General features: G+C 54.5%; 16 protein-coding genes. 11 read left to right on the top strand and 5 right to left on the bottom strand.

Annotated elements, in window-relative coordinates; all coding sequences use genetic code 11:
• Window positions 1-92: 92 nt before the first annotated feature.
• Entirely contained in the window at window positions 93-1,136 is a 1,044-nt protein-coding gene (locus tag ACN0YD_RS08580) for a FecR family protein (protein ID WP_417318756.1), read from the bottom strand.
• On the bottom strand, window positions 1,133-1,687 hold the full coding sequence (locus ACN0YD_RS08575) for an RNA polymerase sigma factor (protein WP_417318754.1): 555 nt from the start codon (window positions 1,685-1,687) through the stop codon (window positions 1,133-1,135). Before ACN0YD_RS08575 ends, ACN0YD_RS08580 begins: the two co-directional genes overlap by 4 nt.
• Before the next feature lie 415 nt (window positions 1,688-2,102).
• On the opposite strand from ACN0YD_RS08575, the gene ACN0YD_RS08570 reads away from it, so the two are divergent.
• From ACN0YD_RS08570 to ACN0YD_RS08520, 11 genes are all read left to right on the top strand, one after another.
• Complete coding sequence (locus tag ACN0YD_RS08570; RefSeq protein WP_417318752.1) at window positions 2,103-4,859, top strand: LuxR C-terminal-related transcriptional regulator; 2,757 nt, start codon at window positions 2,103-2,105, stop codon at window positions 4,857-4,859.
• Window positions 4,860-5,020: 161 nt separating this feature from the next.
• On the top strand, window positions 5,021-6,466 hold the full coding sequence (locus tag ACN0YD_RS08565; RefSeq protein WP_417318750.1) for an amidase: 1,446 nt from the start codon (window positions 5,021-5,023) through the stop codon (window positions 6,464-6,466).
• A complete protein-coding gene (locus ACN0YD_RS08560; protein WP_417318748.1) occupies window positions 6,467-7,573 on the top strand; it encodes a class II histone deacetylase in 1,107 nt (368 codons plus the stop codon).
• A gap of 49 nt (window positions 7,574-7,622) precedes the next feature.
• Window positions 7,623-10,052, top strand: a complete 2,430-nt coding sequence (locus ACN0YD_RS08555) for a TonB-dependent receptor (RefSeq protein WP_417318746.1) — start codon at window positions 7,623-7,625, stop codon at window positions 10,050-10,052.
• A 62-nt stretch (window positions 10,053-10,114) separates the two neighbouring features.
• Window positions 10,115-11,848 (top strand): amidohydrolase, encoded by a 1,734-nt coding sequence (locus ACN0YD_RS08550; protein WP_417318744.1) that lies wholly within the window; start codon window positions 10,115-10,117, stop codon window positions 11,846-11,848.
• A gap of 508 nt (window positions 11,849-12,356) precedes the next feature.
• Complete coding sequence (locus tag ACN0YD_RS08545) at window positions 12,357-13,448, top strand: AraC family transcriptional regulator ligand-binding domain-containing protein (protein ID WP_417318741.1); 1,092 nt, start codon at window positions 12,357-12,359, stop codon at window positions 13,446-13,448.
• A 153-nt stretch (window positions 13,449-13,601) separates the two neighbouring features.
• Window positions 13,602-15,851, top strand: coding sequence for a TonB-dependent receptor (locus ACN0YD_RS08540; protein WP_417318739.1), 2,250 nt, complete (start codon window positions 13,602-13,604; stop codon window positions 15,849-15,851).
• A gap of 217 nt (window positions 15,852-16,068) precedes the next feature.
• Entirely contained in the window at window positions 16,069-18,138 is a 2,070-nt protein-coding gene (locus ACN0YD_RS08535) for an acetoacetate--CoA ligase (protein ID WP_417318737.1), read from the top strand.
• On the top strand, window positions 18,135-18,983 hold the full coding sequence (locus ACN0YD_RS08530; protein ID WP_417318735.1) for a 3-hydroxyacyl-CoA dehydrogenase family protein: 849 nt from the start codon (window positions 18,135-18,137) through the stop codon (window positions 18,981-18,983). Before ACN0YD_RS08535 ends, ACN0YD_RS08530 begins: the two co-directional genes overlap by 4 nt.
• Window positions 18,984-19,016: 33 nt before the next feature.
• Window positions 19,017-20,339, top strand: a complete 1,323-nt coding sequence (locus tag ACN0YD_RS08525; protein WP_417318733.1) for a spinster family MFS transporter — start codon at window positions 19,017-19,019, stop codon at window positions 20,337-20,339.
• Window positions 20,336-22,006 (top strand): carboxylesterase/lipase family protein, encoded by a 1,671-nt coding sequence (locus ACN0YD_RS08520; protein ID WP_417318731.1) that lies wholly within the window; start codon window positions 20,336-20,338, stop codon window positions 22,004-22,006. Before ACN0YD_RS08525 ends, ACN0YD_RS08520 begins: the two co-directional genes overlap by 4 nt.
• A gap of 353 nt (window positions 22,007-22,359) precedes the next feature.
• Here the strand turns inward: ACN0YD_RS08520 and ACN0YD_RS08515 are convergent, their stop codons facing one another.
• The 3 genes from ACN0YD_RS08515 to ACN0YD_RS08505 are packed head-to-tail and all read right to left on the bottom strand — an operon-like array spanning window position 22,360 to window position 24,631.
• Window positions 22,360-23,331 carry a fumarylacetoacetate hydrolase family protein gene (locus ACN0YD_RS08515; protein WP_417318729.1) on the bottom strand — a complete coding sequence of 324 codons (972 nt, stop codon included), beginning with the start codon at window positions 23,329-23,331 and terminating at the stop codon, window positions 22,360-22,362.
• Window positions 23,328-23,897 carry a cupin domain-containing protein gene (locus ACN0YD_RS08510; RefSeq protein ID WP_417318727.1) on the bottom strand — a complete coding sequence of 190 codons (570 nt, stop codon included), beginning with the start codon at window positions 23,895-23,897 and terminating at the stop codon, window positions 23,328-23,330. Before ACN0YD_RS08510 ends, ACN0YD_RS08515 begins: the two co-directional genes overlap by 4 nt.
• Window positions 23,898-23,941: 44 nt before the next feature.
• Window positions 23,942-24,631 (bottom strand): glutathione S-transferase family protein, encoded by a 690-nt coding sequence (locus ACN0YD_RS08505; RefSeq protein ID WP_417318726.1) that lies wholly within the window; start codon window positions 24,629-24,631, stop codon window positions 23,942-23,944.
• Window positions 24,632-24,651 lie beyond the last annotated feature (20 nt).

The following is a 24,651-nucleotide window of genomic DNA, read 5'->3' as shown; positions in this document are numbered from 1 at the left end:
TCCTCCCATTTGTTTTTTCCCTATGCGGTTTTGGCCGCGCTACCTACTAGGAAAACACCTGAGAAGAAAAAAACCCTACCTCTGGGCGTGAATTATTTTTTGGAAGAGAGCAGATACCAGTTCTCGCGGCGGGAGGTGGCTGCGATGTTATAACTGGATAGAAAATTGAGAAAAGACTTTGAATCATAGGTGTTTACGTCACCGCTGACAAGCAAGTCGGGTGAGAGATCAGGGGCCAACTGGTATCGTATTGTTGTATAACGGGCAAATTCCGACAGGGCTTCGGACAGGGGGACATCCTTCCAGGACAAAACGCCGTCCAGCCAGTCTGGTTCAACGGCTGCTTCCAGACTGTCTGTTGTCCCGGGGCTGAGAATTCTGATGGATTCCCCTTTTTCCAGGGTGCGGCGTCTGGGTTGGCCGGCGTAGATATTATGATGTTCAAATTCCGTAAGGGCCGGGTCCGGACGCGCATCTATAAGCTGAACGGTGCCTTTGAGTACGGAAACCTGTTTGTGTCCGGTAAGATCGCTGACCAGAAACTCCGTGCCCAGGGCGCGGACTTCGCCGAAACTTGTTTCGACCTCGAAGGGGCGCTCTTTGTCTTCGGCGACAACAAATACTGCTTCGCCTTTTTCCAGCGTGACATGTCGCCCGTTTTCAGAATAGCGGACATGAATGCGGCTGTCCGTATCCAGATATACGGTGGATCCATCCTCCAAGGCGATTTGTTGTTGTTGGCCGACGGCTGTCTCAAAGGTTGTAACTTCAGTTTTGCCAAGGGTGCCGGCAAGAAAGCCGACAAAGATCAGCACTATAGCGGTCACGATACCCCATTGCGGGATCGGACTTGCATTTTCGTCGTCTGCAAGGGTTTTTCTTGCGGCAGGCAGGATAGAGACCACATTGCCGGTGCCTATTGCATCTTTCAATTCGCCCAGGGTGTTCATCCTCGCCCAAACCGGCGTCAGTTCGCCATAAGCCTGGCCATGGAGGGGATCCTGTTCCAGCCAGAGGGCAAATTCCTTCCTGTCGTAGCGGTCGGCTTCTTCCGAATCCAGGCGCGCAATCCACATGGCAGCCTCGTCGAGGATGTCATCCGGGATTTTTTCACCAATCCATTCATCCATACTCATGAACCGGTCTCCTTGATTGCTTTAACCGGATATTCGCCTTTCCGGACCTTTGAAAAATAGATATGGGTCAACCGGATACCGGTTGCAATATGTTTTTCCACGGTTTTTGTAGATATTCCAACTTTTTCCGCAATCTCCTTGTGACTTAACTGTTCAACACGGCGAAGATAAAAAACCTCCCGGCATTTGGGCGGCAGGCTGTTGACTGCATCCAGAACAAGTTTTAGGTCCTGTTTCGCTTCAAGCGCCTGATCCGCCGGCACGGGGTGAAGCTGGGGAATCTGGTGCTCAAGGGTAGGTTGCGCCGCAATATGAATTTTTTTGTGCCTCAGTTCATTCAGCGCGACATTGCGGGCGATGCGATAGACAAATGCCTCGTTATAAATGACATCGCGGGTTCGGCTGGCTTTCATCAGCCGTTCATAGGTTTCCTGCAGCGCGTCTTCCGCTTCGTCTTCGGACAAGGTCATTCGGCGAAGATAATTGTGAAGTTTTTTGTAGGTGCCGGTGAACAATGTCTCCAATCGCGTGCTATTTTGCAGCTTTTTCATTTTTGCCTCCCTGCTGTAATGGTAAGGCCAATTTGACATAAAGACAAGTTTGGAGCTTTGACGGGATATCGAGCGACGATTCAGAGGAGATACTGATAGTGGCGTTTTTATAATTGCAGGCACTGCACGTGGTTATATGCAGTAATGGAAGTTTTGCAAAAGTGTGCAAAAATCTCGCACTTACCTATTTTTACATATTAGGAAGTATATGTTGTTGATACCGTTGGGCCGCTCACTAGCCTTTCCCCAAATTGCTCCTTAGTTTTCTCAATTCAAGAAAATAAGTGTTGCGTGGATAAAAGGCCCAATAGGCTACTAAAGAACAAGTTTACAACCAAGGGGCTTTGCAATTACCTTAGAAAGGGACATAAAGCAGGAAAACAACTGAAACGGATTAAATAGGTTGGACAAGTAAATGACTACCGACCTGATCATTACCAAACTCCACCCTCCAGGAGGCAGGGCAGCGCGGGTGAGCCGGCCCCAGCTTGAGTTATTGCTGGATCAGGACAGTTTTCGCCGGGTAACGGTGCTTTCCGCTGGGGCCGGTTTCGGGAAAACCACCTTGATGTCAGAGTGGTTTCGTCGGCTTCGCGCACGAGACATGGCGACAGCCTGGATCAGCCTGGATACACGTGACAGGGATCAGGGCCAGTTTCTCAACTATCTGATTGAAGCCTTGCGACATGCCGCTGCCGTGGAGGGAAAAACTGCGGAAAGCATTCTCCAGAATAAATTCGAAAACCGTTATTTTTCCGCCCTTGGCGCCCTGATCAACGAACTGGCGAGGGCCCATAAAGACGTGGCGCTGTTCCTGGATGACTATCATCTGGTCGATGACAGGGAGGTCGGTCAGTTGATGGAAAATTTCATCAACCTGGCACCTGAGGGTTTTCATTTTATCATTGCCAGCCGGAGCAAGCCGCATCTGCCGCTGGCCAGCCTCAAGGTGCAGGACCAGATTGCCATGCTGACTGAGCAGGATCTCCGTTTCTCCGACGGTGAGACGGCTGAGTTCCTGAAAGAGGCGCGGGGCCTGAATATATCTGGCGAAAACCTGCAGCACCTCGTGCGCTCGACCGAGGGCTGGGTCGCCGGGTTGCAGTTGATCTCGCTGGCCCTCCGAGACAGGAACCTGGAGCAAAGCCTGCTTCGGGATTTCTCCGGTTCCAGTAGGGATGTAGTGGAGTTTCTGACCACTAATGTCTTTGCCAACCAGCTGGAACAGGTACAGAATTTCATGATGTCCACGGCCGTTCTGGAGCGTTTCAATGCCGAAGTGGCCGAAGTCCTGACCGGTGAGGAAAATGCCCAGACCACACTGGAATATCTGGAAGACAACAACCTGTTTATCGTACCACTGGATCAGAACCGGGGCTGGTACCGCTATCATCAACTGTTCAGGGAGTTTCTGCTCAACCAGATGAAGCGATCTCATCGGGATCATATTGCAGGTCTCAAACGCAAGGCTGCGCAGTGGTTTGCCGGGGCCGGGCTGATAGTCGAGGCAGTCTCACTGGCCTATGATAGCGGAGATTCAGATTATCTGGCCGAATTGGTGGAAAAACATGCGGCCACCATCATGCGTCGTGGCCACATGCCTCTGCTTCTGGACTGGAGTAAGAAAATTCCGGAAAAGATTGCCCGCACCCGTCCGCGGATCCCGGTTTATGAGGGATATGCCCTGTTTCATATGCGCCGCCCGGTCGAGGCGGCCAGTGCAGCATACCGGGCGGAGAAGGCCATCGGGGAAGCGGAACGGCTGGGCAGTATTTCCGGTGACGAGCTTAACCGCTGGAAACAAGAACTGAAGGTCATCAAGGCTGGTGTTGCCATAGCCTCCGATGACGTGGTTCTGGCGGAAGAATATGCTTCGGTGCCGCTTGATGTGAAGTCGGAAAAAGCCGGCTTTATGCTGGGGGCCATGAAAAACATGCTCGGGTATGCCTGTACCTCGCTCAATAAGTTTGACAAGGCGCGGGAAGCGCTGGACCAGGCCCGGGAAGCTCATACCAGGGCCGGTTCCGTCTATGGTATTGTCTATGCGGACTGTTTCACCGGTATTCTGGAAACGGCCCAGGGGCGTTTGCAGCGGGCTTATGACTATTTTGTTCATGCCGAACAGACGGCCGCCGGAGATAATCTGCCCAATTCTCCGGCCATTGCGGTCAGCCGTCTTTACCAGGGACTGGTTTTTTACGAATGGGGCAAACTCGAGGACGCCTGCCGGCTGATCACAGACAATATCGAGCTGGTGGAGGAATGCGGCCAGGCGGAGGCGCCGATTATGGGATATGCTGCGCTGGCTCGCCTATATCGGGCTCAGGGCCGTTTTGAGGAGATTTACGAGCCATTGGAAGCAGCTTGTCGGATATGTCAGCAGGATAAACTGTACCGGCTTCATGTACTCACTGATTATGAATATATCCAGCAGTTGTTGAGGGATGACAGGATTCCGGAGGCGAGGGAAAGATCCCGCCGGGTCGGTATTGATGTCAACACGATCGATGACGATCTCAAGACGGAAAGCTGGGACAGGATCAAATGCGTGAGTTCCCTGGGTAAGGCGCGGCTGTTGCTGGCGGAGAGAGAAGCGGAAAAGGCTGTGTCTCTGTTGCGTCATCTGGAAAGGTTGGCGGAGGCTGTTGGACGCCGCCGTCGCCAGCTTGAAATCAGGCTGCTTCTGGCCCGGGCTTCTGATCTCGCCGGAGACAGGGGCGGGGCGCTCGATCATCTTCAGGAAGCCCTTTTGCTGGGGCAGCCGGAAAAATATATCCGGGCGTTTGTCGATGAAGGACCGGAAATCGCCCGGCTTCTTGGCGCGCTGCCTGCCAGCGATATGTCCCTGCAAAACTATATTTCCCGGCTGCGGGAGGCCTTCGAACCTGTTGGCCAGCCCAGAGTTGCCGAACGGACCAACGGTCATGCGGCTAAACAATCAACGGCACGTCGCCCGGCCCCCTCAGGCCATCTGATCCTTGAACCCTTAAGCGAGCGTGAGCTGGATGTGCTTCGCCTCTTGTCCATGGGGTATTCCAACCAGAAGATCGGCCTGGAACTGTCCATTGCTGAAAATACGGTGAAATGGCATATCAAGAATCTTTTTGAGAAGCTTGGTGTTAAAAACCGCACCTCCGCCGTACTTGCCGGACAGGATCTGGAACTGATCTGAGTACCCCTTCATTGCTGTTTTCTGGCCGCCCCTACTTTCGGGTGGGTGAAGAAAATTTTTGTCTCCCCTGCTTTCGTGTCGGGCACGTTTCGCTGTCCCGCGCTAGATTACCCTGAACAGGTTGTCCGGCATCATGCCGGAGAGGATACAGGAATAGCCGGATGAAACTTTCCGAATATGCAGAATATGACGGTCTCGGGCTGGCGGAACTGGTGAGAAAAGGGCAGGTGTCGCCCGGGGAACTTGCCCAGACGGCGAAGCAGGCCATTGATCTTGTCAACCCGCATCTAAATGCGGTGGTTGAAGTTTTCGATGATGTCTTGAACGACATAGGTGATTTACCCGGCGGCGCTTTCCGGGGAGTGCCCTTCCTGATCAAGGATGCCGTGCTTCACGCCGAAGGGCGTAAATGCGAGATGGGGTCCAGGCTGGGCAAGGGGCTGGTGTTGCCCCATGATAGCGACCTGATGGCGCGTTTCCGGGCGGCGGGTCTGAACACCATTGGCAGGACATCCGTGCCGGAAATGGCCTTCAATGTGGCTACGGAATCCCTCCTGCACGGACCTTGTCGCAATCCCTGGAATAGCGGAATGATCACCGGTGGCTCCAGCGGTGGCGCAGCCTCGGCGGTTGCGGCCGGAATTGTGCCCATTGCCCATGCCAATGATGGCGGCGGCTCAACCCGGATACCGGCGTCTTGTTGCGGTCTGGTCGGTCTTAAGCCTTCCCGGGGCCGGGTGCCTATCGGGCCCGATGCAGGGGATGGTCTGAACGGCTTGGGAATTGAACTCGCCGTAACCAGGACTGTGCGCGATACCGCAGCGATCCTTGATGCGGTAGAAGGGCCGGCCAGCGGAGATCCCTATGTCATTCCACGCCCGGACAAGCCCTATCTCGATCTGACCGGACGGGCGCCGCAAAAACTGCGGATCGCCTTTTCGACAGTTGCAGATTCAGGTGCCGATGTGGATCCCGAGGTCTCGGCGAGCGTCAAAAAGACGGCAGTGACCCTGGCGTCACTGGGGCATGACGTAGAGGAAGCCAAGCCCAAGATTGACCATGACAGTTTCCTGGACGCCACCATGAAAATCTGGTGCGCCAATATCGCCAACTGGATTGACCAACTGGCGATGGTGACAGGGCGGCCAGTCTCGCTGGAGACGCTGGAGACTGCCACCCTGGCTTGCTATGAAAAAGGCAAAAGCCTGTCAGCGACGGATCTTCTGGGCGCATTCGATGTGATGAATGTTGTTACCCGGTCTGTCGCCCCCTTTTACGAGACTTATGACATCCTGCTGACCCCGGTTGTGGCGTTGGTGCCGCCACCGGTTGGTACCTATGACGCCAACAAACCCGGCTGGACGGCAGAAGGCTGGGTCGACAATATTTTTAACTTTGCCGCCTTTACCAGTCTCTACAATATGACTGGCCAGCCCGCCATTTCACTGCCGCTGCACTGGAGCAGCAGCGGGCTTCCTATCGGTCATCAGTTTGTTGCGCAGTACGGGCGTGAGGATTTGTTGTTGCAGCTCGCACGGCAGCTTGAGGGAGAAGTGCCGTGGGCGGCACGCTATCCGTCCTGCAGTGTTTGGAAAATGGAGAAATAAATGACACGCAAAACCGGCTTCGTCTGGCACGAAATATATATGTGGCATGATACGGGTACCCATGCGGGTGTCCTTCCGGCTGGGAACCCGATCCAGCCAGGCACCCATGCGGAAAACCCGGAAACCAAACGGCGGTTTAAAAATCTGCTGGAAGTGTCCGGCTTGTATGAACAACTGACGCAAATCGCACCGCGTCCGGCCACGGATGAAGAAATCCTCAGGGTGCATACGCCGGAGTATATCGAACGCCTGAAAGCGGAAAGCGCTTTTCCGCGTGGTGGGGACGGTGGCATGCTTACTCCTTTCGGTCCGGGTAGCTACGAGATTGCGGTCTTGTCCGCCGGTGGTGTGATAGCTGCTGTTGATGCGGTGCTGGACGGCAAGGTGGACAATGCCTATGCCCTGGTGCGTCCGCCGGGACATCATGCGGAGCCGGATATGGGGATGGGGTTCTGTCTGCTGGCCAATGCCTCCATTGCCGGACGGCATGCCCTTGATGTGCGCGGCCTGGACCGCATTGCCTATGTGGACTGGGACGTTCATCACGGCAACGGCACCCAGAAAATTTTCTGGGAAGACCCGCAGGCCCTGACTATTTCAATTCATCAGGACCGGAATTTTCCGCCGGATAGCGGTTATGTGACCGATATCGGCGGCGGTGCCGGGGAAGGCTACAATATCAACGTGCCGCTCCCGGCAGGTAGCGGCGTCGGCAGCTATGAAGCCACTTTTGACCGGGTAGTGCTGCCCGCGCTTCGGGCTTTCAAACCGGATTTGATTTTTGTTCCCAGCGGTTTTGATGCCGGCGGGCATGATCCGCTCGGCCGCATGATGATGCACGGGGAGGGCTATCGCTCCCTGACTAACAAGCTGCTCGGTGTGGCCGAGGAATTGTGCGATGGCCGGATCGTGATGAGCCATGAAGGCGGCTACAACGCGCCAACCGTTCCGTTTTTCGGGCTGGCTGTTATGGAAGCCCTTAGCGGGATCAAGACAGAAGTGGAAGATCCGTTTATGCCGCTGTTCAGCGGTATGGGCGGACAGGAGCTGCAACCTCACCAGGATCAGTTGATCAATGAAGCTGAAAAGCTGCTGGCGCGACTGTAGCCGACATTTACTGTTACTGTAAAATATAAATAGAGAAGGGAAGGAACCAATGAGTATGCAACATAAAAAAACAACCGCCGTTCACAGGGCTTTGCTGCTGTCTACGGCAGTGACTGCGGCGGCGATAATACCAGCACCGTCATATGCGGCGGAAATGATGCTGGAGGAAGTTGTCGTCACCGCGCAGAAGCGCGAGCAGGGTATCAATGACGTCGGTATTACCGTAAACGCCTTTACCGGAGAGATGCTTCAGGAACGCGGCATCAAGACATCCGAGGATATTGCCGTGATTACACCTGGCCTGACCGTCAATGAATCGGCTGCCACCGGTGTGCCGCTTTATACCATTCGCGGTATCGGCTTTCAGGACTATTCCACCGCTGCCTCGTCCACGGTCGGCCTTTATTTCGATGAAGTGGCCATGCCCTACGCGGTCATGACCCGCGGGCTGGTATTTGATATGGAACGGGTAGAGGTTTTGAAAGGTCCCCAGGGCGATCTTTACGGACGAAACACCACAGCCGGGCAAATCAATTTTATCAGCAGGAAGCCGACTGATGAATTCGGCGCCGGCATGACCCTCGGCTACAGCAGTTTCGAGACCGTGGATGTGGAAGGTCATGTTAATGTGCCCGTGGCGGACAGGGTTAACGCCCGTCTGGCGTTCAAAACCACCCAGTCCGGCGAAGGCTGGCAGGAAAGCCTGACCCGTGAAGGGGATAAGCTTGGCAAGAAAAATGTTTATGCCATCCGCGGCACCGTGGATTTTGAACTGAGTGATAGCGCCAACCTGCTAATCAATGTCCATTACACCGACGACCAGTCTGACAATAAGGCCAATACTACCTATGACGGCCGCATTGTCGGCCTCAGCGAATTTGCGGCACCCTATCTTCAGCTGTTCCCCTATGTTGTCAGTGGCGACACACCACCCTGGTATTCCACCGGGGACAACCGGGCGGCGGACTGGACCAACAGTTATACCGATCCCGACGGTAACACCTATGATATCCGTCCCAAGCGGGACAACCAACTGAAGGGCACATCTGCCAAATTGAACTGGGATATTTCCGATGAAATCACCCTGACTTCGGTAGTGGGCTATGACAAGTTCGACCGGGTGGAGTCAAATGACTGGGACGGTTCGGCGGTCAATGACTCCAGCAATATCAACACCACGGATCTGGAGGTTTTCTCGGCGGAGGTTCGCCTGACTGGTCAGACCGATAAGTTACTCTGGATTGCCGGCGCCTATTATTCAGAAGACGAGATGGATGAACTTTATAATTATTTCATGTCCGATTCCGTTTACGGTAACGGGTCCGTCCCGTTTGGCGTGGCCCCGTTCATGTTTGCGCCGATCCTGCAATTAAATACCCGTTACAATCAGGAAACAGATTCCCAGGCCCTGTTCGGTCATGTGGAATATAATATCACCGATAAACTTCGAGTGACTGCCGGAGCACGGTATACTGAAGAAGACCGCACATGGTCCGGTTGTACCTTTGATGCCGGGGATGGTTCTCTTGCCGGCTTCCTGAATTTCGCCTTTGGGGCAAGCCTGAGCCCGGGCGCTTGCGGTACCATCGATGACGACCCGAACTCCCCCAACTATATCTTCGCCGCGGCGAACCCAAATGACGCCTTCCATCTTTATGAAGAGACTATTGAGACCAATAAATGGATGTGGAAATTTGGCCTTGATTACGCTGTTGATGACGATATCCTGCTTTATGCCACCATTTCCCGGGGTTTCAAATCCGGTGGTTTCAACGGAGCGAACTCCAATACGACACAGCAGCTCAAAGCTTACGAAGCCGAGGTCGTTACGTCCTATGAGGCCGGTGTGAAGTCAACTCTCCTTGACGGCGCCATGCAGTTGAACCTGTCCGGGTTTTATTATGATTATGAAAACAAGCAGGAACAGGATATTGCCGTCACCTTTGTTGGCAACATCAGCGGCCTGACAAATATTCCGGAATCCCGTATTTACGGTGCCGAGTTGGATGTGCAATGGATGCCGGCCGATGGCTTGTTTGTGGCTTTGGGGGCGTCTTATCTGAATACTGAGGTTCTGGAATGGCAGGCGACTTCTTCTGACAGTGTCTGGCCAACTACCGAGTATTATGATGCCTCAGGTTTGGAACTGGCCATGGCGCCCACCTGGCAGTTGAATGCCCTTGTTGAATATGAATGGGCGATCAATAGCGACCTGATGATGAAAATCGGTGCAGATGTGGCTTATACGGATGGTGCTGCTGGCGGTGCCCAGCCGGAGAATGCGATTGAATCCTATACCTTGGTCAATCTTCGGGCGACCGTGTCCAACCTGAAAGACAACTGGAGTATTATGGTCTGGAGCAAAAACCTGTTTGACGAATATTATTATCCGGCCGCTTATCAGGGCGGGAACGGCCCATACGTCCGTAGTGTGGGGATGCCGCGTACCGTCGGTGTTTCACTATCTTATGACTTCTGATTTCTCCCTTGCCTATCGGGCTGCAGCGCAGGCTGCAGCCCCTTTTTTTACAGGAGAGGCGCATGAAAATATCAAAGCAGAATAAAATCGGCCTGATCGGCGGGCTGATATTGTCTCTGGTGACGGGAACCTTCGGGTTTGCGGGCGAAGTGGCCGACAAGATTTTCTTTAACGGCCATATCTATACCATGGAAGCGGATAACCCGCAGGTTGAGGCTGTGGCAATCAGAGACGGTAAATTCATTGCCATGGGTTCCTCTTCAGAGGTCAAAAAACTGGCTGGCAAAGATACCGAACTGGTTGATCTGAGTGGGAAAATGGCCATGCCGGGCCTGAATGACGGCCACAGCCATCCGACCGACGGCGCCATCGCCAACCTGTTCAGCTGCAAGTTTGAATTTACCGCCACGCCTGACGATATCGCCAAAACCCTGAAGGACTGCGTCAAGCGTAACCCGGAGACAGAGTGGATCGTTGGCGGCCGCTGGGACAGCAATTTTTTCGAAAATTACGATATTCCATCTCCCCGGGAGTGGCTAGACCAATTTGCAGGCGGGAAGGCGGTCTATTTCAGCGATGATTCCGGCCATAATGGATGGGCCAATACCAAGGCGCTGAAACTGGCCGGCATGGACCGAGATACGCCGGATCCGGAAGGCGGCACGATCGTCCGGGACCCGCAAACCGGGGAGCCGAACGGCATCCTGCTGGAGGAAGCCCAGATCCTGATGGAAAAACAGCTTCCCGACTGGACTGACAAACAGTATCGTGCGGCGGTCAAAGAGATGGCCCGGATTGCCAACGGCTATGGTATCACCGGGATCAAGGACGCCAACGCCCGCGAGCCAATTCTGAAAGCTTACAAAACAATAGATCAGGCCGGTGAGCTGACGATCCGGGTGGCGGCCTGCATTTCCACACCTTATGGTTATCGGGAAGAGCCGCTGGATTATGAGAGGGTTTCCCGGCTGCAGAAAGAATATGCCTCATCGCGGGTGAATACCTGGTTCGTGAAGCTGTTTGATGACGGTGTGCCGACTGTGTCCCGCACCGCCGCCATGTTGGAGCCGTATCTCCATGACGATCATTTCCCGGAAAATTACCGCGGCAAGCTTCATCTCAGTGAAGATGTGATGACCGCCGATGTGGCAGAACTGGAAAAGAGGGGCTTCACCGTCAAGATCCATACAGCCGGGGATCGTTCCGTACAGATCGCGCTCAATGCCATCGACCGGGCGCACAAGATCAGCGGCCGTTCCGATTTACGCCACGAGTTAGCTCACTCGGAGTTTATCGCGGCAGAAGATCTTTCTCGCTACAAGGCGCTGAATGTGGTGGCCGACCTGTCGCCCTATCTCTGGCATCCGTCGCCGATTGTGCAGTCGATCTTCGATGCTGTGGGTGAAGAAAAATCCCGCAGGAACCTTTGGCATATCCGCAGCTTGCTTGAGGCCGGTGCGCCGGTTCTGGCCGGGTCTGACTGGCCGGCGGCTGTGCCGTCTTTGAATCCCTGGATCGGGATTGAGGCTATGGTGACCCGACGGGATCCTTATAATAAAACGCAGGGCGCTCTGGGATCGGATCAGGCCATCACGCTCGAGCAGGCGTTGCATATATTTACCGTAGACGGCGCCAAAGCCCTCAAGCTTGAGCAGGTGAGTGGCTCGATTACACCCGGTAAATCAGCAGATATGATTGTCTTGAACCACAATTTGTTTGAGATTCCGGCGGAGGATATTGCTGAAACCAAAGTGGAGATGGTGGTACTTGCTGGAAATACGGTATTGAAGAAATAAATCTATTTTAAGTGTCTAACCAGATTTTCAATTGAAGTGGAAGGAAGTGCGCAAAAGGTGCGCAATTTTTCCTCTAACTAACTGTAATCAAGTTGTGCTCCGGTGCCTCCCGGCCGCATCGATATTTCCAAGTCTTTATTAAAGTCTCATGATTACTCCTTATCTCAAAAGTTTGCTTCAACCGGTGCCGAAACAAAACTGAGTATTTCCACGGGTTTTACTAATTGCGTTTCAATGTGGCCAAGTTTTATCGGTTCATCGAACCTCTGGCCAAGCTGCCATATTGCACGCACCAGCTATGTTAGGCCTGTTCGGTGACGTTGGGCTGTCCCGTTTCTTTTCCATTTTCGATTTCCCGCAAAACTGTCCTGGCATTCCAGATTGACCAATTCGGCCGGGACAGATTAAAAGACGTCTTCATTCGGTTGGTTCACCACCGGATTGGCTTTGATGATATTTTGCGATATCTTTTGTAAAAAAATAATTGTGATTAGGGAACGGTGTATTCATGAGTGAGGCGGACAAAGCTGCAGAAGGCTTGGACGGTTTAGTGGTTCAGGGGTTGCTCGAGGGGGCAGTACTCAGGGGGTGCGACCCGCTTGCGATTCTCGCTGATGCCGGCATTGATTCGGCCGTTTATGCCAATCCTCACGCTGCGATAAACGGCCCGGCATTGGTCCGGCTGGTCCGGCAGATCCAATTCGCCCTGGACGACGTATATCTTGGTTTCTTCGCGCAAGGTTGCAGATTGGCGCTTGAATCTGAACGGCTGCTCTCCTTTTTGAGTTGCAGCAGTTTTGGCGAGGCGTTGCGCGTCAGCATTCGTTTTACCGACGCCATGTCAACCGATGTCGGACCGTGGATTTCAGAGGAGCATGGTCCCGGACTTCAACATATCTGCAAGTATATGACCATCCCCGGCGTGGATCGGGATATTCTGGTCTGGATCAGGTTCGTCTGGATCTATCAGTTTTTCAGTTGGTTGATCGGCCGCCCGCTGGCGTTGCGCGAGATTTCCGTGCGCGGTCCGCGTCCCGAGCAGTTGAATGGATTTGATCGTTTTGCCCTGTTCGGCTGTCCGGTGAAATATAACGCCCCGGTTGATGCCCTCAGTTATGATCGAAGTGATCTGACCGTGCGTCTGGTCCATAGCTCACTCAAGGAATATGAGGACTATTATTCAAGCGAACCCGACTGGTTCGCATCGCACGAGCAACGTTTGAGCTGGCGGGAGCGAACCCAGCAAGTGCTGATTGAGCTCCAAAGCGCAGGCTTGTGGTCCGCCCCCATTGAAGTGGTTGCCGCTCGCCTGCGAACCCGTCCGAGGCGGCTCCGTCAGGACCTGGCGCTCGAGGGAGAGAGTTTTCAGGATATCAGGACGCGTCTGCGCGGCGAACTGGCAAGTGCCTATCTCCTGGCCAGCGATCTGCCGGTCACTGCGATCGGTCTGGAATTGGGATTCAGCGAACCTGGCAGCTTTTCCCGTCAATTCTTCTCCTGGGCGGGTATGTCTCCCTCTGCATACAGATCGAGCCATATTACTGATGCGGCAAAAGTCGCTGCCGCAACGGCCATCCTCAACGAGAGGCGTACATTGTAAAGCGCCGGCCCTCGAGGCATCTGGTCACTTTAGCTAAATCTTTTTTGTCAATCCTGTCATGGCGTCTCTCTGGGCGCTTGGTAATTTGTCTCTGTACTCGTGACTTGGGAAAAATGCACGAGTGTGACTTCAATGAAATGAAAAGGGTAGGATATGAGACAAAACCGCAACGCAAGATTTTTCAAATCACGTATGCTGCTTCTGAGCGCAACGGCACTGTTTTCCTGGGGGATGATCGGGGCTGAAGCACATGCTCAGGCCCAGCCGCAGGACGGAGCCGACAAAGAGGCGATAAATAATCAAGAGAATGAGGTCTTTGAAATTGAAGACATCATTGTTACCGCCCAGAAACGCCGTGAAGGCCTGCAGAACGTGCCGATTGCCATTACCGCACTTTCCGGATCAACGCTGGAAAAGGCAGGCCTCGACAGCGTAGGTGACCTTGTTCAGGTTACCCCGAGCCTGCAGTTCGGAGAACGCTTCGGTAACGTGTTTATCGCTCTGCGTGGTATCGGCCAGGCAGGCCAGGATATTGGATCACAGTCCGGCATTACCGTATCACAGGACGGTGTGCCTTTCCTGAACCACTATATGATGGACGGCACCTTCCTGGATGTATCGCGTGTTGAAGTTCTTCGCGGTCCCCAGGGTACGATCGAGGGACGAAACGCGACGGGCGGCGCCATCAATGTGCACAGCAATCAGCCCACCAGTGAGACCGAGGGCTCTGTCGCTCTTACGGCAGGCAATTACGCACGCCTCGGGGTAAGGGGTTTTGTAAACGGTCCGATCAGTTCTGACCGCCTGATGGGTCGAGTGGCCTTTCAGTTCGACCGTGCTGACGGCTGGATGAAGAATGAATTCCTCGACTTAGACAAGAATGATGCCGATCTGGCCCAGATCAGGGCCTCGCTGCTTGGTGAAGTCACCGAAGACATCACTGTCCGCACTGTATTTGAATATATGCGTAATCGTGCGGATCCAGCTTTCGCCACTATTCTCGGGCGCGCGCGTCCTGACAAGCCAACTGCGGTTGAGGCGCTGGGGCTTCCGGAAAATGATATTGAGAACCTGAAGGTTCACATGAACCATACCGATCAGCGGGACACCAAAAACCTCAAGGCAATTATGGTTGCAAACTGGGACATCAGCCCGGAAATGACGCTGACGTCCACGACCGGTTATATCAAGCACGACCTGGTGCTTGAGGATACGGATAACGACGGTACGAGCGGAGATTTCTCTGACTTCCCGCTGGTAGGCATTCACGTAAAGCAATTTACCCAGGAACTTACGCTGGCGGCTGATCTTGGCAGTCGGGCTGACATCATCCTTGGGGCCTTTTATATGAATGGGGAGTCCACTCAGCCGCTTATTCTCAGCGTGCCGCCGACACTTATCGACGCCTTCAACTATGATCCCTATGAAGGACTGAATTCATATGCAGTATATGGCCAGCTCCGTTATCTGATAACGGAAAAGTTGCGTGCGACTGTTGGCGGTCGTTATACCCATGACGACAAAGACTTCACGATGGATTCCATGGTTCTTGGCACGTCTTATAACAGTGAAGCGAAGGGTTCATGGGGCGCCTTCACACCCCGTTTTGTGATTGACTATATTCCTAACGATCAGATGCTGCTTTATGCCAGTGCATCCCGGGGCTTCAAGTCAGGTGGGTTCAACACCTTTGGCGATGTGAGTCAGCCGGTGAATCTGTTTGATCCGGAATTTGTCTGGAACTATGAACTTGGTTTGAAAGGTATGTTCTATGAGAAGAAACTGCGCCTGGGCGTGACGGGTTTCTATTCGGATTACTCAAACTTGCAGCAGACTTTGTTCCGTATCAACCCGCAGACGAACGTGCGTTATCCCCGAGTGGAAAATGCCGCGACCGGAAAGATCAAGGGAATTGAGCTTGAAGTCGAGGCGCTTCCTGTCAGCGGGCTCAGGCTGGTTGCGTCAGCCACACGGCTGTTTGCGGAGTTTGGGAATTTGACCAGTATTGATCCAATCTACCCGGAACTGGGCGTGAAAGATCTGACGGGTAACCGTTTACCCCAGGCACCGGATTGGCAGTTTAGCCTGTCTGCCGAATATAGTTTCGCAGTCTCCAACGACCTTGAGATCACCACACGTGCTGACTATAAATGGCAGGACGATGTCTATTTCGATCTCTTCAACAATGAGCTCAATACCCAGGACTCCTATGGCCTGCTGAATGCCTCGGTCTCGCTTTCCACAGTTGATGGAAGCTGGTCGCTGACGGCCTATGCCGTTAATGCCCTTGATGAGCGTTATGTGGGGCAGTCATTGACCGCAGCAAGTGATACGACACCGGGGCGTGTTGGTCAGATTGGTGCGCCGCGCATGTACGGCATGACTCTCTATCATCGCTTCTAAGGTGCTGAAACACCAGGCGTAATTCTCAAAAATAATGTGGGAGAAGCTTGAGTTTAACCGCTCAGGCTTCTCTTGCGAGCCGGGTTTGGACGGCTTGAGCCAAGCATGAAGAGCAAGGAATTTAAATTGACAAATGGCAGTCGAAAAGAGGCAGGTCGGCACATCTATTACCCGGTCATAAATCTGTATAGAAATGTTTCGACCTGGAAATCGTCTCATGCTGACAGGTGACGAAATTCGGGATTTTATGGAGCCTGTTCCGCAAATATGGCTCTATCGGGAATGGCTGGAGCGGGAATATAATCTCGGGTTTGAAGACTATGACTCGCTGTGGCAGTGGTCAACGACCGATCCGGAAGCTTTCTGGCGCAGCATCTGGGACTATAACCAGATAGAGTCTCCCACTACCTTTACCTCGGTGGTTGGCAAAGAGGAAATGCCCGGCACTTCCTGGTTTGAAGGGGCGCAGGTTAATTATGCCCGTCAGGTATTCCGTCATGTGGAACCTGCCGAGGCGGTAAACCAGCCAGCGATCATTGCAGAAAATGAAAAAGGCGATATCAGGGAGCTGGGCTGGAAAGAGCTCCGGCAGCAAACTGCTTCCCTGGCCCTGGAGCTGCGCCGCCTTAGTGTCGGCCGGGGCGACAGAGTGGCGGCGTATCTGCCCAACACACCCGAGGCGGTAATTTCATTCCTTGCCTGCGCCAGCCTGGGCGCTATCTGGACCCTCTGTTCACCAGACATGGGAACACCTGCCGTTCTTGATCGGTTCCGGCAGGTCTCGCCAAAGGTATTGATTACGGTTGACGGCGTCTATTACGGTGGCAAGGCGATGGATCGCAGTCTGGTGGTCAGCGAAATGCGTGCCGCCCTGCCAACTGTTGTCGCCCATCTGGTTATCGGGACAGGATATGGCGGGGCAGCCGTTCCAGAGGCGATTGACTTTGCGGCCATTGTGTCACGTCAGGATAATGAAGTGGATCTGTTCGAGCCGGAATGGGTCCCGTTTGATCATCCGCTCTGGATCCTCTATTCAAGCGGTACTACTGGCCTCCCCAAAGCGATCGTTCATGGGCATGGCGGCATCCTGACTTCGGCAGGTGCAGGCCGATTGCATTTTGATCTTGGTGCCAGCTATTCCCCCAACAGCTTCGGAGAGCGGTTCCACTGGTACAGCGCCACCGGTTGGGTGATGTGGAACCAGCAGGTATGTGGATTGCTTTCCGGCACAACCATATGCCTGTTTGACGGCTCCCCGAGCGGGACAAAAACAAATCCGGACTGGGGTGTGTTGTGGGAATTTGCCGCCCGGCATCGGGTCACCTGGTTTGGCGGGGGTGCGGCATATTTTATCAGCTGTTGCAAGGCAGGGATTTCTCTCGGGGATTATGGTGACCTGAGCCGGATCCGGGCCCTTGGCAGCACTGGCTCACCCCTGCCACCAGCTGTTCAATTGTGGGGTAATCAGCAATTTTCTGCTATTCATCAGCCGGATATCTGGTGGTGTAATATTAGCGGGGGAACCGACCTTTTTGCCGCATTCCTGACCGGGAACCGGGAACTGCCTGCCACGCCGGGAAGGCTTCAATGCCGCCACCTTGGCGCCGCCGTAGAGGCCTGGAACGAGGACGGAAAGCCGGTGCTTGGCGAGGTTGGCGAACTTGTCTGTACCCGCCCCATCCCGAGCATGCCGCTCTATTTCTGGGGTGATGAGGACGGCAGCCGCTACCGAGAGTCCTATTTCAGCGAATGGCCGGGTATCTGGCGGCACGGGGACTGGTTGCGTATCGACGAGGACGGCAGTTGTACAATTAGCGGGCGGAGTGACGCGACTATCAATCGCCACGGACTTCGGATGGGGACCGCCGAAATCTATGCCGCGGTGGAACGTCTCACTGAAGTCGCGGACAGTCTTGTTATTGATCTTGAAGACGGTGAGGGGGGCAGCAAGCTGTTGATGTTTGTTGTCCCTGCCAGGGATTGCAAGCTGGATCAGGCGCTGGAATCCGCCATGTCTTCGGCTATTCGCAGCAGCCTTTCCCCGCGCTTTATCCCGGATCATTTCATTTCCGCCCCCGGAATTCCACGAACCCTGTCAGGCAAAAAACAGGAACTCCCGGTCAAGCGCCTGTTCCAGGGGCGGCCTGTTGCCAAAGTCATAAATCCTGACATGATCGCCAATCCGGAAGTTATTGACTGGTATCTTGCCCAGTCGAAGGCGTGGCTGAGACATGGTGCTTTCGAGGTGCCGGAAGATATGCAGTCCATGAAAGGAGTGAGGTTGTGAAAATCGGAGTAGTGGGTGCCGGATTGATGGGCGCCGAGATTGCGCTGGTGTTCGCCTTGGGCGGGATGCCGGTTGTTCTGAATGACCTGGACGAGGCGGCGCTGGAACGTGCCATGCTTCGGTTGGCCAAATTGCTGGATAAAGGTGTTGACCGGGGATTTTACACACCCGAGGATCGTAATCAGGCGTTGGCGCATATTACGCCTGCGACCGATCTTGAAAGCCTGGCCGATTGCGACCTGGTCACCGAAGCCGTGTTCGAGGCGCTGGAAGCCAAGAAGGCTGTATTGCAGTCACTCGACGCCCTGTGCCGCCCGGACTGTATTATTGCCTCCAATACCTCGACACTGCCCATATCGACACTTGCCGCGACGTTGAGCCCGGCCCGCCGTCCATTATTCCTGGGCACTCATTATTTTTCACCGGTTTCACGTATGAAACTGGTGGAGGTCGTGCCGGGCTTTGACTCAGACCCTGCGGTTACCGGGAAACTCATTGATATCCTGCGGAACATTGGCAAATCACCAGTGGAAATCAAGGATGTCGCGGGTTTTGCCGTGAACCGTATGTTGCATGCCATGCTGATCGAAGCCATCAAGCTGGTCGAGGAGGGGGTCGCCACACCGGAAGATCTTGATATCGCTTGCCAGCTTGGGCTTGGTCATCCGATCGGGCCGTTCGCCCTGATGGATGCCGTCTCGTCCGGGCTTTGTCTTCAGGTTCAGGAAATTCTCCAGGAGGCCTATGGGGAGCGTTTCCGGCCGCCGGCACTGCTGAAACAACGTGTTGCTGCCGGTCTCGTGGGAGGACGCGGCCAGCCGGGCTGGATCAGAAAAGACAGTTAAACAATGTATATAACAAAAGGAGGTAAGTGACTTATGGGTATTGATGAATCACCGGGGCAGGTGGCAGGAAATCCTGCCCAGGCTCGGACGGGAACGGGTATTGTTCTCGGAATGTTGTGTTTTGTATATGTCCTCAATTTTCTGGATCGGCAGCTTCTTTCCATTCTTGCAAAGCCGATACAGGATGAATTGAATATCACAGACAGCCAGTTGGGTATGATCACCGGCTTTTATTTTGCGCTGTTTTATTGTTTCATTGCCATTCCCATCGGCTGGCTTGCCGACAGGACGAACCGGGTGAAGGTATTGTCTGCGGCCTGCGCCATATGGAGCGCCGCGACCGCCGCTTGCGGCATGGCTGGTAACTACACTCAGCTCGTAGTCGCCCGCATGGCGGTTGGTGTTGGTGAAGCCGGTGGGGTGCCGCCGTCATATGCGATTATTTCTGATTATTTTCCGCGTGAGCGCCGGGGCACCGCCATGGCGATTTTTAACCTGGGGCCGCCGCTTGGTGCCGCTCTGGGGGTCGCCTTCGGCGCGTCAATCGCAGCGTCCTTTCATTGGCGAATGCCGTTCTATATCATTGGGGCTATTGGTGTGATTGCTGCCGTGGCGGTCTATTTTGTCATCGCCGAGCCGCAGCGCGGGGGACATGATGCCGTTTCCGAAGCTTCGTCTCCGGACATTACGGCCCCCGGGTTCCTCGAGACGATAAAAAGGTTTTTTACCAATCCGATCCTGCTTGTCGCTTCTCTGGCAAGTGGTGGAGCGAACTTTATCTCCTATGGTATGCTGAACTTCGCCACACTCTTCCTTATGCGCGAGAAAGGCATGGAACTGGGCGAGGTCGCCGTCTGGTATGCTCTGGTTGTTGGTGTGGGGATGAGTGCGGGCATTTTTGTCTCCGGGCGGCTGATCGACAAATTCGGCGCCCGCACACGGGCGGCCTACGCCATAATTCCGGCAATTTCGCTTCTGCTGGCGTTGCCGTTTTTCCTCGGTTTCGTTTGGGCCGCCCAGTGGGAAGTTGCTCTTCTCTTCCTCGCAGGTCCGATGTTCCTGAATTCGTTTTTCCTGTCGGCCACGGTCACCTTTGTGCAAGGTGAGGTGCGTCCGGATCAACGTGTTATCTCAGGCGCCCTTCTTTTGCTGGTCATGAACTTCATCGGCCTTGGCCTGGGGCCGACTTATGTGGGTATGGCCAGTGATTTCTTCCGGTCCAGCTATGGCGATCATTCCCTGCAGGCAGCGTTTTACGCACTTGCGCCCATGTATGTGATCGCGGCGCTGCTTTATTTCGGCCTTGCCCGGCTTATCAAACGATCGCACACTCAAGCAGGAGGAACTGCAGAATGACAAAAATTTCATCCCGTTTTTTTGCCGCTTTCATTGGTGTATCCGCACTCATGTGCGGCATTGCCTTCACTTCCGGAGGTCTCGCAAGTGAAAAAGCGCCTGTTGTAAACCCGCCGGCCGGGCAGTTGCAGGGTGTCCGGGAAGACGATGCTGTCGTTTTCCGCGCTATTCCCTATGCCGCACCACCCGTTGGTGACCGCCGCTGGCGTCCCCCAGCACCGATGCCCCGCTGGGACGGAATACGTGCGGCAGAGCAAAAAGGTGTAGCCTGCATGCAGCCGCTAATGGCAGAGGGAACTTACGACCGTGGCCGGATCAAGATGAGTGAGGACTGTCTTACCCTTGATGTGACAGCGTCGGCCAATGCCAGGAAAGCGCCCGTCATGGTCTGGATTCATGGTGGAACACTGATCTGGGGAACCGCACACTCCAAGATGTATGACAGTCGGGAATTCGCCAAACGCGGGATTGTCCTGGTGTCGATCAATTACCGGCTTGGCGTTCTCGGTTATCTTGCCCATCCGGAGCTGAGCAGGGAGTCCGAGGAGAATATATCAGGTAACTACGGCCTGATGGATCAGATGGCAGCCCTTCGGTGGGTGAGGGAAAACATCGAAGCCTTCGGCGGTGACGCAAGCAACGTCACGATCTTCGGTGAATCCGCCGGGGCGTTGAGCGTCGAATATCTTCTCGCGTCCCCCAGGGCCCGGGGCCTTTTTGACAAGGCCATTGTCCAGAGCGGTTATCTCTTCACCATGCCGGAGTTGCGAGAAGCCCGTTACGAGGAAAAGTCCGCAGAGGCGATCGGGGTGGAGTTGGCTGAAAAGCTTGGTGTATCGGGAATTTCAGAGTTGCGAGCCATGGAGGCGCTGAGCCTGGTGGATCGTACGGCCAAGGCGGGTTATGCGCCTTACGGGACCATTGACGGCAAAATTCTGAAGCGCCAGCTTGTGGATACCTTTGATCGGGGTGAGCAGGCCCCGGTACCATTGATGGCAGGTTTCACCAGCGGTGAAGTGCGCAGCCTGCGCTTCCTGTTACCGCCGCTGCCCGAGACGACAGAAGCCTATGCAAGTGATATCAGTGCGCGCTACGGCGATCTGGCCGAAACTTACCTCGGGCTCTATCCGCCGCAGGATCTTGAAGAGATACAGCTGGATGCCGCGCGTGATGTGGTCTTCGGCTGGGCTTCCGAACGTCTGGTCCGCAAGCAGGCAGCCCTTGGCCAGCCTTCCTATCTCTATCTGTTCAGTCACAGTTATCCTGCTGCAAATGAAGCCAATCTCGAGGCGTTTCATGCCAGCGAAGTACCCTTCGTATTTGGAAGTCTGAAGGGCACTCCGGAGGGATGGCCCGCAATACCGGATACGGAGGCAGAGCGGAATATCTCCGGTGCGATGCTTGATTATTGGACAAGCTTTGCGCGTGACGGTCAGCCAACCTCCGGGAGGGGGCCTGACTGGACAAAGTTTGCTTCAGGTCGTGCCTATATGGAGTTCGGCGAGGTCCCGACATTGTCCCGTGATCTCTTTCCGGGCATGTATGAGCTGCATGAACAGGTCATGTGCCGTCGTCGTCTGAGCGGAAAGCAATCCTGGAACTGGCGTACGGGGTCAATCGCCCCCGTATTACCCAAGCCCGCGCAGCAGTGTTCTGTCCGGCCATGAGGACCACTTCATCCTGGTTGTGCCATTTTGAAGACAATTGGGGCTTATCGGCGGTTGGTGCGTTACCCAGGTGATACTGGAGTTTTTTTTAGGAGAAGTGCGCAAAATCTGCGCACTTCTCTTATTAAGTTATTATATATATTGGACGTTCCGGTGCCTCCTGGCCGCACCAAATATTTCATACTCTCCCGAGGTTCCTTACAAATCCTCTCCCCACTTTGATTCTGTCAATCTCCATCAGTCTTCTTGTACAACCTTTTGGGGGTTGAACCACTTTGTCTAGCAAAGTCTTTTTTAAAGAAATGGTTCAAAACTGTGTGTCGAGAGTGGTGTGTGGCGGGCCGGGTTATAGATCATACCCGCGCAGAAACTATCCTCTGATCTATTCTGCCGAACGGGGTTACACCCCCAGGCGTCCGGGCCTCCATGCGGATAGTATCACCGAAGCTCATAAAGGGTGTGGAGGGATTGCCGTCACGGATCATTTCGATGGCGCGTTGTTCGGATATGCAGCTTGAACCGACATCCTTGTAATTTTTGTTGGAGACGGTGCCGGACCCGATGACGGTGCCGGCTGCAAGATCCCGGCTCAGGGCCGCATGGGCCACCAGGTCGTGAAACCCGAAATCCATGGCTCCGCCATTGGCCCTGCCGAAACTCTGACCGTTCCAGTCGATATGAAGGTCGAGAACAACCCTTCCGTCTTTCCAGGCGTCTCCCAGAACATCCGGGGTGACGGCGAAGGGCGCCATGGAACAGGCGGGTTTGGCCTGCACCCAGCCAAAACCGGTTTTCATCTCGATCGGCGCCAGAGCCCGCAGGGACCAGTCATTGATCTGGACAATCAGCCTGATGTGTTCAAGGGCCTGTTCGGCGCTGGTGCCCATGGGAACGAAATCGACAATCACGCCGAATTCACCTTCGAAGTCGATGCCGTGTTCCTCATCCGGAAAAGGAATATCCGTGCGTGGGCCGTAAAAGCGGTCGGACAAACCCTGATACATCAGCGGCCTATCGCTTTCAATCGGATCATGATTAAAGGCAATCTGCATCAATTCACCATGGGTGGAAAATGCCGAACCGTCCAGCCACTGCCAGCTTCTGGGAAGTGGCGCCAGCAACTGTGCTTTGTCCAGGGCATGCCCCTTTCCGGCTTCCAGGTCCGCCGCCAGGCCGCGCAGAGAGTTTTCCAGGCCGGACCAGTTTTCCATTGCAGTCAAAAGATTGGGGGTAAAGTCCCTTGTAGAAAGATACCGCGCGCCGTCCCCGGAAATGACAACAAGTTCTCCATCCCTGGACCCATTTGCAATGCTTGCCAGTCTCATGATTTCAACTCGTCACTATATTCACCGTCAATCAGGATAAAGACAATCCGGCAATTGCGGTCCGAGCGGTTGGCCCAGCCATGATTGGTACCCCGCTGGATGACAATATCCCCCGCCCGTACCGTGGTTTCTCCTTCATCCATGATCAGGACCAGTTCGCCTTCAAGGACGATTCCGTAATCGATGGTTTCTGTCCGGTGCATGAACGCATGGCGGTCACTGGCCCCACCGTCTGCCACAGCCCCGGCAGCGCCGATTTCTGCAAAATGCGCCATGCGCTCCTCGGGGCTCAGGCTATTCAGTTTTTTATCGTCCGGCGGAATGTCAAGGACACGAATTCGGGTACCGTTTCGGGGAGGGGAGAGGATAATGCCGTCTTCTGCCGGTTCACCGGAAGCAGGGTCAATTGGGGCCGGCGTGGCCCGCGTATTCCAGATTTCGTAAAATACCGGCCCGAGCTCACCACCAATGCGCTGGATGCGTGGCGGTGCCCCGTCTTCCTGGATAATCGCTTTACCCGCACTGTCATGTCCGGTGACGATGCGGCGCACTGTCTTGTTTTCCATTAGGCTTTCCTTTCAAGGGCGATGATTGTCTCTACCGCCTGTGTTTATTGTTTATAGGGCAGGGGCACCGTTAGGCCGCGTGATTCCAGATCCAAATAGGCAGCGGCTTCCCGTTCCGCGGCGCGCCGGGCGGAAGGGCGTGCCATGGTTTTCTCATAGTGCCGTGAGAGTGCGGGGAAGTCGTCTCCCGGAAAACCGGCGCCTGTGATCCGAAACCAGACCCATGCCAGGTAACTGTCCATGATCGACCACTCCTCTGCGATAAGCCAGTCCTGTTGTGCGAGTTTTTCTTCTGTCGGGGCAAGCAATGCCGACAGACTCTGTTGCGCACGCTGGCGGATATCGGCCAGACTATTGTCTACCCCGCACATGAAATGAGGCATCACAAACCGGGTGACCAGAGGATGAAGGTCGCTGGACAGATGGAATAGATGACCGGACAATATCGCGTCTTCATAGGGGGTATTTGCGACAGGCAGCAGTCCGGCTTCCGGAAAGCTGGCTGAAAGATACTGCAGGATTGCGCCGTTTTGCGTGATCACCCCGTCTCTGGTGACCAGAGCGGGGACCTTTCCGGCCGGATTGATCTTCAGGAATTCCGGCGATCGATGGTCTCCCGCCCCAAAGGCGATCAGGCGGGTTTCAAAAGCAACTCCTGTTTCCTCCAGGGCCGTCAGGCACACCCGGGCGCAGGTGCCGGGTGCAAAATACAGGGCTAGCAGTTGTTCAGTCATTGTTGGACCTTTTAAAATTT

The organism is Emcibacter sp. (genome assembly GCF_048269205.1).
GTDB lineage: Bacteria > Pseudomonadota > Alphaproteobacteria > Sphingomonadales > Emcibacteraceae > Emcibacter.
The sequence above is the reverse complement of the archived record's forward strand: the minus strand, read 5'-3'. Positions and strand labels throughout refer to the sequence as shown.

Excerpts from the sequence above, each read along its gene's own strand:
- ACN0YD_RS08525 (WP_417318733.1), top strand. The coding sequence starts at position 19,017 with ATGGGTATTGATGAATCACCGGGGCAGGTGGCAGGAAATCCTGCCCAG.
- ACN0YD_RS08510 (WP_417318727.1), bottom strand. The coding sequence starts at position 23,897 with ATGGAAAACAAGACAGTGCGCCGCATCGTCACCGGACATGACAGTGCG.
- ACN0YD_RS08580 (WP_417318756.1), bottom strand. The coding sequence starts at position 1,136 with ATGAGTATGGATGAATGGATTGGTGAAAAAATCCCGGATGACATCCTC.
- ACN0YD_RS08570 (WP_417318752.1), top strand. The coding sequence starts at position 2,103 with ATGACTACCGACCTGATCATTACCAAACTCCACCCTCCAGGAGGCAGG.
- ACN0YD_RS08555 (WP_417318746.1), top strand. The coding sequence starts at position 7,623 with ATGAGTATGCAACATAAAAAAACAACCGCCGTTCACAGGGCTTTGCTG.
- ACN0YD_RS08505 (WP_417318726.1), bottom strand. The coding sequence starts at position 24,631 with ATGACTGAACAACTGCTAGCCCTGTATTTTGCACCCGGCACCTGCGCC.
- ACN0YD_RS08550 (WP_417318744.1), top strand. The coding sequence starts at position 10,115 with ATGAAAATATCAAAGCAGAATAAAATCGGCCTGATCGGCGGGCTGATA.
- ACN0YD_RS08540 (WP_417318739.1), top strand. The coding sequence starts at position 13,602 with ATGAGACAAAACCGCAACGCAAGATTTTTCAAATCACGTATGCTGCTT.
- ACN0YD_RS08535 (WP_417318737.1), top strand. The coding sequence starts at position 16,069 with ATGCTGACAGGTGACGAAATTCGGGATTTTATGGAGCCTGTTCCGCAA.
- ACN0YD_RS08515 (WP_417318729.1), bottom strand. The coding sequence starts at position 23,331 with ATGAGACTGGCAAGCATTGCAAATGGGTCCAGGGATGGAGAACTTGTT.
- ACN0YD_RS08560 (WP_417318748.1), top strand. The coding sequence starts at position 6,467 with ATGACACGCAAAACCGGCTTCGTCTGGCACGAAATATATATGTGGCAT.
- ACN0YD_RS08575 (WP_417318754.1), bottom strand. The coding sequence starts at position 1,687 with ATGAAAAAGCTGCAAAATAGCACGCGATTGGAGACATTGTTCACCGGC.
- ACN0YD_RS08565 (WP_417318750.1), top strand. The coding sequence starts at position 5,021 with ATGAAACTTTCCGAATATGCAGAATATGACGGTCTCGGGCTGGCGGAA.
- ACN0YD_RS08545 (WP_417318741.1), top strand. The coding sequence starts at position 12,357 with ATGAGTGAGGCGGACAAAGCTGCAGAAGGCTTGGACGGTTTAGTGGTT.
- ACN0YD_RS08520 (WP_417318731.1), top strand. The coding sequence starts at position 20,336 with ATGACAAAAATTTCATCCCGTTTTTTTGCCGCTTTCATTGGTGTATCC.